The 12499-nt window shown below is 75.7% G+C and carries 12 protein-coding genes and 1 pseudogene; 9 read left to right on the forward strand and 4 right to left on the reverse strand.

Annotation, left to right across the window (positions count from 1 at the left end):
• Positions 1-106: 106 nt before the first annotated feature.
• The 3 genes from ACJA3G_RS16300 to ACJA3G_RS16310 all read right to left on the reverse strand — a co-directional run bounded on the left by ACJA3G_RS16300 (position 107) and on the right by ACJA3G_RS16310 (position 1324).
• A complete protein-coding gene (locus ACJA3G_RS16300) occupies positions 107-406 on the reverse strand; it encodes a hypothetical protein (RefSeq protein ID WP_406553706.1) in 300 nt (99 codons plus the stop codon).
• Between the two features lie 335 nt (positions 407-741).
• Positions 742-981 (reverse strand): chaplin, encoded by a 240-nt coding sequence (locus ACJA3G_RS16305; protein WP_406553707.1) that lies wholly within the window; start codon positions 979-981, stop codon positions 742-744.
• A gap of 103 nt (positions 982-1084) precedes the next feature.
• Positions 1085-1324 (reverse strand): chaplin, encoded by a 240-nt coding sequence (locus ACJA3G_RS16310; RefSeq protein WP_406553708.1) that lies wholly within the window; start codon positions 1322-1324, stop codon positions 1085-1087.
• A gap of 285 nt (positions 1325-1609) precedes the next feature.
• Here ACJA3G_RS16310 and ACJA3G_RS16315 point away from each other — a divergent pair, with 285 nt between their 5' ends.
• From ACJA3G_RS16315 to ACJA3G_RS16355, 9 genes are read left to right on the forward strand one after another with little or no spacing between them, the layout of a single operon-like run.
• Entirely contained in the window at positions 1610-2806 is a 1197-nt protein-coding gene (locus ACJA3G_RS16315) for a glycosyltransferase family 4 protein (protein WP_406553709.1), read from the forward strand.
• Positions 2803-4278 (forward strand): exopolysaccharide biosynthesis polyprenyl glycosylphosphotransferase, encoded by a 1476-nt coding sequence (locus ACJA3G_RS16320; RefSeq protein WP_406553710.1) that lies wholly within the window; start codon positions 2803-2805, stop codon positions 4276-4278. The genes ACJA3G_RS16315 and ACJA3G_RS16320 overlap by 4 nt, the downstream gene beginning before the upstream one ends.
• Positions 4279-4280: 2 nt before the next feature.
• The gene (locus ACJA3G_RS16325; RefSeq protein ID WP_406553711.1) at positions 4281-5660 is read left to right on the forward strand and encodes an O-antigen ligase family protein; all 1380 of its coding nucleotides are present in this window, start codon (positions 4281-4283) and stop codon (positions 5658-5660) included.
• A complete protein-coding gene (locus ACJA3G_RS16330; RefSeq protein WP_406553712.1) occupies positions 5657-7393 on the forward strand; it encodes a lipid II flippase MurJ in 1737 nt (578 codons plus the stop codon). The genes ACJA3G_RS16325 and ACJA3G_RS16330 overlap by 4 nt, the downstream gene beginning before the upstream one ends.
• A gap of 22 nt (positions 7394-7415) precedes the next feature.
• Entirely contained in the window at positions 7416-8186 is a 771-nt protein-coding gene (locus ACJA3G_RS16335; RefSeq protein WP_406553717.1) for a polysaccharide deacetylase family protein, read from the forward strand.
• On the forward strand, positions 8183-9391 hold the full coding sequence (locus ACJA3G_RS16340) for a glycosyltransferase (protein WP_406553713.1): 1209 nt from the start codon (positions 8183-8185) through the stop codon (positions 9389-9391). The genes ACJA3G_RS16335 and ACJA3G_RS16340 overlap by 4 nt, the downstream gene beginning before the upstream one ends.
• The gene (locus ACJA3G_RS16345) at positions 9388-10032 is read left to right on the forward strand and encodes a lipopolysaccharide biosynthesis protein (protein ID WP_406553714.1); all 645 of its coding nucleotides are present in this window, start codon (positions 9388-9390) and stop codon (positions 10030-10032) included. The genes ACJA3G_RS16340 and ACJA3G_RS16345 overlap by 4 nt, the downstream gene beginning before the upstream one ends.
• The gene (locus ACJA3G_RS16350; RefSeq protein ID WP_406553715.1) at positions 10029-11207 is read left to right on the forward strand and encodes a GNAT family N-acetyltransferase; all 1179 of its coding nucleotides are present in this window, start codon (positions 10029-10031) and stop codon (positions 11205-11207) included. Before ACJA3G_RS16345 ends, ACJA3G_RS16350 begins: the two co-directional genes overlap by 4 nt.
• Positions 11208-11255: 48 nt before the next feature.
• Positions 11256-12293 carry an MBL fold metallo-hydrolase gene (locus ACJA3G_RS16355; protein ID WP_406553716.1) on the forward strand — a complete coding sequence of 346 codons (1038 nt, stop codon included), beginning with the start codon at positions 11256-11258 and terminating at the stop codon, positions 12291-12293.
• 10 nt (positions 12294-12303) lie between these two features.
• Here ACJA3G_RS16355 and ACJA3G_RS16360 read toward each other — a convergent pair.
• Positions 12304-12499, reverse strand: a pseudogene (locus ACJA3G_RS16360) (hypothetical protein); the annotation flags it as partial.

A 12499-nucleotide genomic window follows, 5' to 3' on the forward strand; every position in this document is an offset into this window, starting at 1 on the left:
CCGCCCGTCTCCCCCGTCCGGCCTCCCCGGCCGCCCTGCGTAATTCCCCGCCGGGAATTCCGTAATTCCGCCGCAATTCAGCGGAATGCCGGACCCGGAGGGTTTATCAGTGGCCGACGGGAAGTCCGCCGAGAAGGCTCGCAGGGACCAGTCCATTGGTCTTGTTCGCGCTGCCGGTGGCCTGCGAGACCGTGTGGAACAGGGAGTCCTTGCTGTTCGGGTCGAGGGCCTCGGTCTGCACGACCGTCGGCGTGGGGTTGGTCAGGGCCTGGTTCGCCAGCGTCTCCACACCGCCGTTGAGGCTGGTGGGGGCCGGGCTGCCGCCCGCCGCGAACGCCGGAGCCGCGGCTCCCACCACCGCCAGGGAACCGGCTACGACCGCGGCAACCTTCATCGGCTTCATCATCGTTCCTTCCGGTGGCGACATTTCGTCGCGGTTTACTGGTTACCGTGTGCGCGTATGCACCCGTTCACGAGGTGAAAGGGCATGCGCGCTTCGTCGTGACTAACGACCTCCCGGCCCGAGGGAAACCCGGCAATCCTGAAATTGTTGCCCGACCACTCGTATGAAGTGGACCGCCCCGATACTCGTACGAGACGTATTCTCCGATCAGCATCCCGTAGGACGCCGGACGCCGGACGGGACGAGAGCAGCAGCGCGACAGCACAGAACCGCCCTTCCCCCGCGGGGAGAAGGGCGGTCCGGGCACGGCGCCGCCGTGCGGTTGACGTGGGGAGACGTCAGTCGTTCTTGCACTCGTTGCCGAACGCCGGGTTCAGCAGGCCGATCACGTCCACGCTGTTGCCGCAGAGGTTGATCGGCACGTGCACCGGCACCTGGATGAGGTTGCCGGACAGGACGCCCGGGGAGTTGGCCGCGACGCCCCCCGCGTGGGCGTCGGCGGCGGCGACACCGGCACCGCCGGCGACGGCCGCGGCGGCAGCGGCGGAGAGGGCGAGAGCCTTGGCGGTACGCGACATGGAGAAGCGCTCCTCTTGATGTGGGGCTGTGGCCGGGCGTTGTCGCCCGACCTGTGTATCAACGCAGGTCAAAGGCCCCGAGTTGTGGCCCGACTGGGTGAACTCAGTCGTTCTTGCAGGTGTTGCCGAAGACGGGGTTGAGCAGACCGATCACGTTGACGGTGTTCCCGCACACGTTCACCGGCACATGCACCGGCACCTGGATGACGTTGCCGGACAGGACACCCGGGGAGTTGTGCGCCTGCCCCGACGCGTGACTGTCGGCGGACGAGACACCGGCGCCGAGAGCCACGACGGCGGCGCTCGTGCCCACCATCGCGACGGACTTGACCATTCGCTTCATCACTTTTTCCTTTCAGGGCAAAGATGAGGCATGTGAATCAACGAGGCCGTTGACGACCGGATACGGATGATCACCCGATGGGACACTCCGGAACACATTCATGACGATCCCCGGCGGTGAATACGGCTACAGTTGCTCCCCACCCATTGACCGCGCGAAACAGCAGTGCGTCGGGTGCTCGGCCATCCGGCCCAGCAATGCGGAATTCAGTGACCGCCCGGGGGAATGACACCCGTTCGGCGGCCCGCTTATACGAATACCTTCCCATGGGCGGAGTGACCTCGCGTGCAGCCGCAATTCCCCGGTACCGGACCGGAAACCCGTCCCGCGCCGCACCATCCGCACGTCCTGCACCTGGTGCAGCCCGTCGACGGCGGAGTGGCCCGGGTCGTCGCCGATCTGGTGCGTGCTCAGCTGCGGGCCGGAATGCGGGTGTCGGTGGCCTGTCCGGGTACGGGGCGGCTGGGCGCGGAGGCGGCCGGGCTCGGCGCCGACACCCATGTGTGGGAGGCGACGCGCGCGCCGGGGCCGGGTCTGCTCGGCGAGACCGTACGGGCCGCGCGGCTGGTCCGCGGGCTGCGGCCCGACGTGGTGCACGCGCACAGCGCCAAGGCCGGGGTGGCGGCGCGGCTCGCGGTGCGCGGCCGGGTGCCGACCGTGTTCCAGCCGCACGCCTGGTCCTTCGAGGCGGTCACCGGTCCCCTCGCGCTCGCCTCGCGCGCCTGGGAGCGGGCGGCGGCGCGCTGGACCGCGCGGCTGGTGTGTGTCAGCGAGGGCGAGCTCCGTACCGGCGAGCGGGCCGGGGTGCGCGGCCCCTCGGTGGTCGTCCCCAACGGCGTCGACCTCACCCGCCACCGCCCGCCCGCGTCCGGCGAGGACGTACGCGCCCCGCTGGCCGCCCTCGCCGGCGTGGACGCGCACGCGCCGCTGGTGGTGTGCGTGGGGCGGCTGTGCCGGCAGAAGGGCCAGGACGTGCTACTGGAGGCCTGGCGGGAGCTGTCCGGTGAACTGCCCGCCGCCCGCCTGGTCCTGGTGGGCGACGGCCCCGACGAGGCGGCCCTGCGCGCGGCGGCGCCCCCGTCCGTCCTGTTCGCCGGAGCGGTCGAGGACCCCACCGCCTGGTACCGGGCCGCGGACGTCGTCGTCCTGCCCTCGCGCTGGGAGGGCATGGCCCTGGCACCCCTGGAGGCGATGGCCTGCCAGAAACCCGTCGTCGTTACCGATGTGGGCGGCTCGTCCCAGAGCCTGCCGCCCGGGCACGCCCCGCTCTGCCTCGTCCCGCCGGACAGCCCGCGGGCGCTGGCCCGGGCCGTCGGCGCTCTGCTCCTCGACGCGCCGCTGCGTACGGCCCTGGGCCGACAGGGCCACCAGCACGTGACCACCACCCACGATGTGCGCCGGACGGCGGAAGCGATCGCGGACCTCTACCGCGAACTGACCGGCGCCCGGCGCTCCGAGTGCAGGGAACCCACCTTCAAGTGACTGCGGACAACACCGTTCCCTCCCCAGCAGGCGGCGTTCCTTCCCCGGCGGGTCCGCGCCGGGGCGGCGCGGCAGCGGCGGGAGCCGTCGCGACGGTGGCGGAGCCCGGCCGGGCGCCCGCCCCGCCTCCGCTGCCCGTGCGGCGCGCGCCCCGGCCGCGTACGGACGCCGCCCTGATGGCCGTGGACGGCTGCGCGGTGCTGCTGGGAGCGGCGGCGGGCGGCACGGAGCCGGGGCACGGGGCCACTGCCGCGCTGGTGCTGTGCGTCCTGGTCCTGCACGGGCACGCCGGGCTGTACCGGCCGGGCGCCCTCGCCGCGGCGCGCGGTGTCCTGGAGGAGGTGCCCGCACTCGCCTTCCGGGCGGCCGTGGCGTGGTGCGCACTGGCTGCCGTGCTCCCGGGGCCCGCGCTCGCGCTGCGGGCGCTCGCCGCGTCCTGCGCGGTACAGACGGGGGCGAGCGCGGCCGGGCGCTCCGCCGCGTACGCGGTACGGCGGTGGCGCGCCGCCCGCGCGCCGCGCCCGGCCCTCGTGGTGGGCCCGGCGGGCGCGCTGCGGCTGACCGCGGCGCTCGGACGGCGCCCCAGCGGCGGTATCCGCCCGGTCGGGGTGGTGGTGCCGGTCTTCCAGCCGGTGCCGGAGCCGGTCGGGGTGCCGGTGCTGCGCACCATCGAGGAGGTGCAGCGCGCGGTCATCCAGAACGGCGTCCGCGATGTGCTGTTCACCGACGCCGACGACGCCGATCCCACCCTGCTGCTGCGCCAGCTGGAGAGCTGGGGCTGCGCCCTGTGGTACGTCGACACCCGCGCCCCGGGCGTGGCCGGGCGGGCGGTGCGGGGCGAGGAGCTCGCCGGGTTCCCGGTGCGCCGGGTGCAGGCCGCCGGTGTGCGGCGCCCGGGGTTCGCCGTCAAGCGGGTCCTCGACCTGTGCGTGGCGGTGCCCGCCCTGCTGCTGGCCTCGCCGGTGCTGGCGGTGTGCGCGCTGCTGCTGCGCCGCAGCGACGGGCCCGGTGTGGTCTTCCGCCAGGAGCGCGTGGGCCGTGACGGGCGCCCCTTCACCCTCTGCAAGTTCCGTACGCTGCGCCCCGCCGACGCCCACGAGGCCGCCACCCGCTGGAGCGTCGCCCACGACGAGCGCATCGGCCGGACCGGACGTCTGATGCGGCTGACCTCGCTGGACGAGCTCCTCAACCTGTGGAACGTGGTGCGCGGCGACATGAGCCTGGTGGGCCCGCGCCCCGAACGCCCCTACTTCGTCGCCCAGTTCGGCCAGTCCCACCCCGGCTACTGGGCCCGCCACCGCATGCCCGCCGGCATCACGGGACTGGCCCAGGTGGAGGGGCTGCGCGGCGACACCTCCATCGAGGACCGGGCCCGGTACGACAACTACTACATCGACCACTGGTCGCCCTGGCAGGACGTGTGTGTGCTGCTGCGCACGGCGGCGTCCCTGGCGCGCCCGACCGGGAGCTGACGATGAGTCAGAATGTGGCGGCGCCGCCCCGGACCACCGCCCCGCTCCCGCGGATGCTGCCCCGGGCCGTGACCCGCCACGTACATCTGCTGCCGCTGCTCGCCGTCCTCGCCCTGCTCGCGGCGCCCCCGCCCGGCGGCGCGGCCGGCGAGGGCCCGGGCACCGGAACGCCCGCCGACGCGGCCTGCGGCGTCCTCGCCCTGTGGGCGCTGGGCTCCTCGCTCCGGTCCGGGGCGCGCCCGCTGGCCCCGGCCGCCGCCGCGCTGTTCGGCGCCGCCGCCGCCGGGACCGCGGTGGCCGCCGCCGGGGCGGGCGACCCCGGCGAGGCGGTCGCCGGACTGGCCCGATATCTGGAGATCTTCGTCCTGGTCCCGGTCTCGGTGCTCCTCCTGGTGCGCGACCGCCGCGACTTCACGGTCGTCGCGCGGGCGCTGGTGGCGCTCGCCCTGGTTGAGGGCGCGGTGGGGGTGCACCAGTACGCCACCGCCACCGGCGCCTCCTACATGGGCGAGGACATCCGCGCCGTCGGCACGTTCGGCGCCTCGGACATCATGGGCATGGCCACCGTCGTCGCACTCGGCCTGGTGTGCGCGGTGGGCCTGGCGCTCGCGCCCGACGCCCGCGCGGGCCGCGCCCAGCGCCCGGCGGCGCTGGTCTGCGCGGCCCTGCTGCTCGCGCCGCTGGCCCTCTCCTTCAGCCGCGGCGCCTGGATCGCCACCGCCGTGACCTGCGCGGCGCTGCTCCTGCTGGCGGGCGTACGCAGAGCGGTGGCCGTCGCGGTGAGCGTCCTCGCGCTCGCCGTGGTCGTGGTCGGCGGCGCCGGGGCCGGGACCGCGCTCCTCCAAGAACGCCTCTCCAGCATCACCCGGGTCACCGAGGCCCCCGACCAGTCCGTCACCGACCGGTACACCCTGTGGAGCGCCGCCGCCTCGATGTGGCGCGAGGCGCCCCTGACCGGAGTCGGCCTCAAGGGCTTCCCCGCCCACCGCGACAGCCACGCCCCCCTCGCCCTGTCCTCCGGCAGCGACACCGCGGGCGCGGGCGCCGCCTTCCGCCGCCAGCCGCTGCTGTCCCCGCACAACATGTACCTCCTCGTCCTGAGCGAGCAGGGCCTGGTGGGGGTGTGCACCCTGGTCGCCGGCTGGGCGGCGCTCCTCGCCCTCGCCCTGCGCCGGCTGTACGAGGCAGCCGCGGGCCGGCGCCCGGACCGGGACTGCGGCCTCGCCGCCACCGGCCTGCTGCTGTGGCTCCTGGTCGACTTCTGCTACGGCGACATCGGCGGCCCCTCCACCGTCCTGACCGCCCTCGCGCTCGGCCTGGCCGCCTGGTGGGCCCTCGGTCCGCACGGCGGTGCCGGGACACGGCGGGCGCCGCGGCGATGAGCGACGCCTCCCCCGCATCGCCGGGCCCCCCGCCGACGGACCGTCACGACGGCGCCCGGCCGGCGGACACCGCCTCCGGCGGGTTCCTGGCCCGGGCCGCCGCCGTCACCGCCGCGCTCACGGTGGCGGGGGCGGTCCTCGGGCTGCTGCGCGACCGGACGTTCGCGCACGTCTTCGGCGCGGGCACCGACACCGACGCGTTCCTGGTGGCGTGGACGGTGCCGGAGGTCGCGGCCACCCTCCTCATCGAGGACGGGCTCGCGCTGGTACTCGTCCCCGCGTTCAGCCTCGCCGCCCTGCGGCGCGGACCCGGCGGCAGCCCCGACCCGGTGCGCGCCCTGGTCGCCGCCACCCTCCCCCGGCTGATGGCGGCCCTCGCGGGCGTGGCGGCGCTGCTGGCGGCGGCGGCCCCGGCCCTGGTGGACCTGCTGGCGCCGGGCCTGCCCGAGGCGGGCCTGGCCGTCGACTGCACCCGCGCCACCGCGACCTGCGTCGTCTCCTTCGGCCTCGCCGGCTACTGCAGCGCCGCGCTGCGCGGCCACGCCCGCTTCCTCGCCCCCGCGACGATCTACGTGGCGTACAACACGGGCATCATCACCGTGCTCCTCGTCCTCGGCCGGGCCTGGGGCGTACGGGCGGCGGCTGCGGGGGTCGCGGTGGGCGGCGTCCTGATGGTGGCGGCCCAGGCCCCGTCGCTGTGGCGGGGGCTGCGGCGCACAAGGCGGCGCGGCGCTCGGTGGATCGCCCCGGACCCGCACCGCCCACACCGCTCGCCCCATGCGCCCCGCATCCCGGAGCAAGCGAAGCGGATCAGGCACCCCCAGCGGCCGGGAAAACCGGCCGGCACCCTGCGGCTGGCCATGGTCGCCCCCGTCGTCGTCTTCGCGCTCGGCCGCCAGAGCCAGACGCTCGTCGAGCGGCACCTCGCGGCCCCGCTCCCCGCCGGGGCGATCTCGCACCTCAACTACGCCCAGAAAGTGGCGCAGATGCCGATGGTGCTCTCGCTGATGCTGTGCACGGTCACCTTCCCCGTGGTGGCCCGGGCGCTCGCGGCGGGCGAGACCGAGCAGGCGCGGCGGCGCGTGGAGGGCGATCTGCTGGTGGCGGGCGCGATCGTGCTGCTCGGCGGCGCCGTCGTCGTCGGCTGCGCCCCGCAGATCGTCCAAGTGCTCTTCCAGCGCGGCGCGTTCGGCCCCGCCGACACCGCCGCCACCGCCGCCGTGATGCGCGTGTACGCGCTGGGCCTGCTCGCCCAGACCATGGTGGGCGTCCTGGTCCGCTCCTACTTCTCGGCCGCCCGCCCCACCTGGTACCCGGCCGCCACCATGCTGGTGTGCCTGGCGGTGACGGCCGGCGCCGGGGCGTGGGCCGCGCCCCGCTGGGGGGCGCCCGGCATCGCCGCCGCCAACGCGCTGGGCATCGCCGCCGGCGCGCTGCTGCTGCTCGCCGGCGCGGGCCGCCGCCCGCTCGGCCTCGCCCGTCTGCGGGCCGGCGGCGAACTGCTGAAACTGGCCGGGGCGGGAGCCGGGGCCGCAGCCGCCTGCTGGTGGTGCGCGGCCCGCGTCACCGACCCGGCCGCGGCGCTCGCCACCGGCTGCCTCGCGGCCACGGCCGCCTTCCTCGTGCTGGCACGCGCCGCCCGTGTACGGGGCTTCGCACCGCTGCTGCTGCTGTCGGCGCTGCTGCGCCCGCTGACCCGCCCCCTGACCCGAAGGCCGAGGCATGCCCGTTGACACCCCTGCCCTGTGGGCAGCGATGTACCACTCCGTCGGCGCCCGCGCCGACGCCCGCGAGGACGACCCGTACGGCATCACCGTCACCCCCCGGCGCCTGGAGCGGCAACTGCGCTGGCTGCGCGCCCGGGGACTGCTCGGCGTCGGCATGGCCCAGCTGCTGCGGGCCCGTGCCGCGGGCGGCGGCACCCGCCTGGTGGGTCTCACCTTCGACGACGGGTACGCCGACTTCACCGAGGAGGCGCTGCCGCTGCTGCGCCGCTACGACTGCACGGCCACCGTGTTCGCCCTGCCCGGGCGGCTGGGCGGCGCCAACGACTGGGACCCGCTCGGCCCGCGCCGCCCGCTCCTGGACGAGGACGGCATCCGGCGCGCCCTGAGCTGGGGCATGGAGATCGGCTCGCACGGCCTGCTCCACACCGACCTCACCACCGCCGACGACGACACCCTGCGCCGCGAGACCAAGGAGAGCCGCGCCCTGCTGCGCGCGCTGACCGGCCGGGACGTGCCGGGCTTCTGCTACCCGTACGGACGGTGCGACCAGCGGGCCCTGGACGCGGTGCGCGCGGCCGGCTACGGATACGCCTGCGCCATCGACCCCGGCCCGCTGACCGGCCGTTACGCGCTGCCGCGCGTCCACATCGGCGAGCGCGACACCGGCTGGCGGCTGCACCTCAAACGGCGGCTGCACCGCTGGCGGCGCCGGCCGCCCGGCGACGGCCCGGGAACGGGCTTCCTGACCGAGGCCCCGTCCGCCCGGAGCCGTCCCGTACCGGAGCAGGAGGCACGGTGAGAGTCCTGCACGTCATCACCGGTCTCGGCGTCGGCGGCGCCGAGCAGCAACTGCGGCTGCTGATCGCCGCGTTGCCCGCCTCCTGCGAGGTGGTCGCCCTCACCAACCCGGGAGCCGTCGCGGAGGGCCTGGAGGCCGACGGCGTACGGGTGCACCACCTCGGCATGGGCGGCAACCGCGATCTGAGCGCCCTGCCGCGCCTGACCCGGCTGATCCGCCGGGGCCGTTACGACCTGGTCCACACCCATCTGTACCGCGCCTGCCTGTACGGCCGGGCCGCCGCCCGGCTCGCCGGGGTCCGCGCGGTCGTGGCCACCGAGCACTCGCTCGGCGCCGCCACCATCGAGGGCCGCCCGCTCGGCCCGGGGGTGCGCGCCCTGTATCTGGCCTCCGAACGCCTGGGCACCTCCACGGTCGCCGTCTCCGCGACGATCGCGCGGCGGCTGCGCGAGTGGGGTGTGCCCGCCCGCCGCATCCACGTGGTGCCCAACGGCATCGACGCGGACCGCTTCCGCTTCGACCCGCTGCTGCGGGCCCGGGCCCGTACCCTGCTGGCCCTGCCGCACGACGCCTTCGTGATCGGCGGGGTGGGCCGGCTGGTCGCGGGCAAGCGCTTCGACGTCCTGGTCCGGTCCCTGCCGCACCTGCCCGGCGCGCGTCTGCTGCTGGTGGGCGGCGGCGAACAGGAGACGGCGCTGCGGGCGCTGGCGGCGCGGCTGGGTGTGGCCGGGCGGGTGTGCTTCGCGGGCGAGTGCGCGTACGAGGGCGGCGGCGGCCTGGACCTGCCCGCGCTGCTCGCCGCCGCGGACGTCCTGGCCTCGCCCTCCGCCGACGAGTCGTTCGGCCTCGCGGTGGTGGAGGCCCTGGCGGCGGGCCTGCCCGTCGTCTACGCGACCTGCCCCGCCGTCGACGACCTGCCCCCCGGCCGGGCGCCGGGCGCGGTACGGGCCGATCCGGCGGAGTTCCTCGCCGCGCTGCGCGCCGCGAGCCAGGCACCGCCGGGCCGGCTGCCGGTGCCCCCGGCCGTCGCGCACTACACGATCGGCGCCTCGGCGGCCCGGCTGACGGCCGTCTACGAGGCGGCCCTGCACGGCACGACCCCCGTACTCGGCAGACGGCCCTCCGCCCCTTCCGTTGCCACGGACAGCACGGACCCCACGGACAGTACGGACCCCTCCGTCACGTCAGGAGTGAGCGCACGATGAGCCAATCCCCGAGCCCCTGGCGCCGGATGCCGTCGCACCCCGGCGCCCGGCCGCTGCCGAGGTGGTGGCCGCTGCCGGTGTGCGCGCTGCTCGGCGCGGTCGCGGGCGGTGTGTACGGGCTGGCCCGGCCCGCCGAGTACTCCGCGACCAGCTATGTCGTGGTGACCCCCACCGGCAAGTCGGACCCCGCGACCGCCCTGGGCTTCGCCCAGGCGTACGGGCGGGTCGCCACCCAGGTCGCGGTGGTCGGCGACGCCCAGACCTGGGCGGGGGTCCCGGCCGACACCATCCGCCGCCAGGTGCAGACGTCGACCTCCCCGGACGCGCCGATGATCGCCATCACCGGCACCTCGGGGCGGCCGGCCGAGGCCGCCGACATCGCCAACGCGGTGGCCCGCGCGCTGACCGTCAACGGCACGCACACCGAGGCGAGTACGGGTGTGCGCCTGGTGCAGTTCTCGCGCGCGGCCGAGCCCGTCGACCCCTCGTCGGCGCCCGCCTCGCTGACCGCCCTGGTCGGCGCCTGCGCCGGGGGCCTGACCGGCGGGCTGGTCCTGCTCGTCCGGCCCGCCCGGCGCGAGACCGCGCCCGTACCGGCCCCCGCCCTGCCCGCCGGTATGCCCTACGGCGGCGCCCGGTGACGGTCACGACGGCCCGGGACACCGCCCTGGTGGCCGAGGTGTGCACGGACAGCGGCCCCTTCGCGGGGCTGGCGCGGGAGTGGCGGGAGCTGCACGGGCGCTGCCGCACGGCCACCCCCTTCCAGAGCCACGCCTGGCTGCACTCGTGGTGGACGTCGTACGGCGTGAGCGGCAGGCTGCGCGTCGTGCTGGTGCGCCGGGACGGCCGACTGGTCGCGGCGGCCCCGCTGATGCTGGTCTTCCGCCCCTTCCGCACCCTGGTGCCGCTGGGCGGCGCGATCACCGACTTCACGGACGTGCTGCTGGACGACGCGTGCGCGCCGCAGGCGGCCCGGACGCTGGCGGCGGCGGTGCGGAAGGCGGCCGGCGGCGCGCTGGTGGACCTGCGCGAGGTCCGGCCGGGCGGCGCCGCCGAACTGCTGCACGCCCACTGGCCGGGAGCGAGCGCCCGGCTGGCGGACTCGGTGTGCCTGGAACTGCCCGCCGCCCCCCTGGACGATCTGCTCGCCCGGCTCGCCGCCAAACCGGCCCAGCGGGTACGCGCCAAGCTCCGCAGGATCGACGCGCTGGGGGTGGCCGAGCGGGCGGTGGCGCCCGAGGAGGTCCCCGCCACCCTCGACAGCCTGCTCACCCTGCACCGGCTGCAGTGGCGCGGGCGCGGGGTGACCCGTGAGCATGTGCGCCCCCGGTTCGCCGAACACCTGGACCGCTCGGTGCGGCTGATGGTGGCTCAGGGGGACGCGGTCCTCACCGAGTTCCGGCTGGACGGCACGGTGGTGGCCGCCGACCTCACCCTCCAGTCGCCGTCGCTGTCGGGCGGCTATCTCTACGGCGCCCACCCCGCCCTGCGCGAGCACAAGGTCGATACGGCGACGATGCTGATGCGCGCCTGGGCCCGCCGCCTGGACGGCAGTGGCCACGCCGTGCTGAGCATGCTGCGCGGCACCGAGCCGTACAAGCACCACTGGCGCCCCGAGACCGTCCGCAACCAGCGCTTCCTGCTGGCCCGCGGCACCCGCGCGACCCCCCTGCTGTGGTGGTGCGCCGGATACGCGCGGGCGCGGCGCCGGGCCGCGACGGCCGTACGGGAGCTGCGCGCACGGCGTGAGGCGGCGCCCGGCCGGAGGCCCTCCCCGGCGCGGGGCCCCAACTCGGTACCGGGCAGAGGGAGGTAGCACAGGATTCACAAGCGGAAGGAAACCTTCGCCCGCAGAATTGCGAGCATGCTGATTCCTTCCGAACTCGTCCGCCTCGATGAGCGTGTGCACGCCTGGCTGCCCCACTCCCCCGGCACCTGGGGCATGGCCAACTGTGTGGTCGTGGGCTCCGAGTCCGACGCCCTGCTGGTCGACACCCCCTACACCGCGGGCCTCACCCACGCCCTGGTGGAGGCCGCCCGGCGCGTCCTTCCGCCCGGGGCCCGGTTCTCGACCGTCGTCAACACCCATGCCAACGGCGACCACAGCTACGGCAACGGCCTCTTCCCCGACGCGGAGATCATCAGCACCGAGGCGAACCTGGCGCACCTGTGCGCCGAGCCCACTCCCCCGCAGCTCCAGGCCGTACTCGACGGCTGCCGGGCGGAGGTGCCCTTCGAGCGGTATCTGCTGACGCACTTCGGCCGGTACGACTACACCGGGATCGACGTCGTCGCCCCGACCCGCACCTTCAGCGGCCGTCTCGACCTCCTCGTCGGCTCCACGCCGGTCGAGCTGTACGAGGTGGGACCCGCGCACACCGCCGGGGACCTGGTGGTGCACCTGCCGGACAGCGGTGTGGTGTGCGCGGGGGACGTCCTGTTCGTCGGGGACGTGCCGGTGCACTGGGCCGGACCCCTGGACGGGGTGATCGCGGCCTGCGCGCGCATCCTCGCCCTCGACCCGCGCGTCGTCGTCCCGGGCCACGGGCCGCTGGTGGGTCAGGACGAAGTGCGCGCGTACATGGCGTACATGGAGGAACTGCGCGGGCGCGTCCACGATCTGCACCGGGCCGGTACCGGTGTGGAGGAGGCCTCGCGGGTGGTGCTGCGGGAGCTGCGGCGGCCGGGGCTCGGGCTGTGGGAGCGGCTGGCCGTCCTGACGGCCGTGGAGTACCGCCATCTCGACGGCTCCGACGAGCCGTTGCAGCTCGTGAACGTGCTGGACGCGGCGGTGCGGCTCGCCCCGGACTGCGTACCGCAGACGGTGGCCGGGCGCACCGAGCTGGTGGCGGGGCTGCGGGAGCGGCTCCCGGCCGCGCAGCCGGCGGTGGCCGAGAGCTGACCCCCGCGCCTCACGCCGCGCTGCGGGCGGCTCTCCCCTCACGCGGCGGCGCGGCCACCCCGGGGAAGTCGAACGGGGTGAGGACGAAGGTGAGCCGCGTCAGGCCCAGCGCGTGGGCGCGGGTGGGGATCTCCTCGACCAGCCGGCAGATCTGTAGGCCGCGGCGGGGATCGGGGTGGCGCAGTACGCGCAGGGGGCCCTCGGGG

The organism is Streptomyces sp. YS-3 (assembly GCF_045257485.1).
Lineage (GTDB): Bacteria > Actinomycetota > Actinomycetes > Streptomycetales > Streptomycetaceae > Streptomyces.

Bases quoted from the DNA above. Each gene is read 5' to 3' on its own strand.
- ACJA3G_RS16300 (WP_406553706.1), bottom strand. From the start codon at position 406: ATGATGAAGCCGATGAAGGTTGCCGCGGTCGTAGCCGGTTCCCTGGCG.
- ACJA3G_RS16305 (WP_406553707.1), bottom strand. From the start codon at position 981: ATGTCGCGTACCGCCAAGGCTCTCGCCCTCTCCGCCGCTGCCGCCGCG.
- ACJA3G_RS16310 (WP_406553708.1), bottom strand. From the start codon at position 1,324: ATGAAGCGAATGGTCAAGTCCGTCGCGATGGTGGGCACGAGCGCCGCC.
- ACJA3G_RS16325 (WP_406553711.1), top strand. From the start codon at position 4,281: ATGAGTCAGAATGTGGCGGCGCCGCCCCGGACCACCGCCCCGCTCCCG.
- ACJA3G_RS16330 (WP_406553712.1), top strand. From the start codon at position 5,657: ATGAGCGACGCCTCCCCCGCATCGCCGGGCCCCCCGCCGACGGACCGT.
- ACJA3G_RS16335 (WP_406553717.1), top strand. From the start codon at position 7,416: ATGTACCACTCCGTCGGCGCCCGCGCCGACGCCCGCGAGGACGACCCG.
- ACJA3G_RS16345 (WP_406553714.1), top strand. From the start codon at position 9,388: ATGAGCCAATCCCCGAGCCCCTGGCGCCGGATGCCGTCGCACCCCGGC.
- ACJA3G_RS16355 (WP_406553716.1), top strand. From the start codon at position 11,256: ATGCTGATTCCTTCCGAACTCGTCCGCCTCGATGAGCGTGTGCACGCC.